Below are 639 nucleotides of genomic sequence, written 5' to 3'. Positions count from 1 at the left end.
TTATATTATGACTTCTGAAGGAGAAGTATTATTCAAATCATTTACTATTGCTAATAACATGGAAGGTTTTAATCAGCTTTATGAGAAAATATTATCTGTTACAGATAATTTAGATAAAGTAAAAATAGGACTTGAAGCCACAGGACACTATTCTTACAATATTTTGGGTTATCTTCTTGATAAAGGTCTGACTCCCTTTGTTATCAATCCGTTACATACAAATCTTTACAGAAAAAGTCTTAGCCTTAGAAAGACAAAAACGGATAAAGTTGATTCCCGCACCATTGCAAGTATGTTAATGTCTGATGTGAGCTTAAAGCCCTATTCAGATACATTATACCACAATGAGGAACTAAAATCACTAACTCGTTATCGCTTTGATAAAGTTCAGCAAAGAGCTAAACTTAAAACTTCTATCTCTAGGCTTGTTACAATTCTTTTCCCTGAACTTGAAAAATTAGTACCAACATTACATATTAAATCGGTATATTCACTTCTTTATGAATTTCCAAGTGCTAAAGTGATATCCAAAGCACATTTAACAAAACTAACAAATTTACTTTACGCGAGTTCTAAAGGACATTATGGAAAAGAAAAAGCTATTTCAATTCGTGAAGTAGCAATTAATTCTATTGGTTC

1 protein-coding gene is annotated in these 639 nt (G+C 31.0%); it reads left to right on the top strand.

Annotation, left to right across the window (positions count from 1 at the left end; genetic code table 11):
- Nucleotides 1-639 (top strand): IS110 family transposase (locus tag I6E15_RS10060; RefSeq protein ID WP_235247635.1); only part of this gene is annotated, 639 nt, incomplete at both ends.

Origin of the sequence: Fusobacterium perfoetens, from assembly GCF_021531475.1 — a bacterium.
GTDB lineage: Bacteria > Fusobacteriota > Fusobacteriia > Fusobacteriales > Fusobacteriaceae > Fusobacterium_B.
This window is presented reverse-complemented; position numbering and strand designations above follow the sequence as displayed.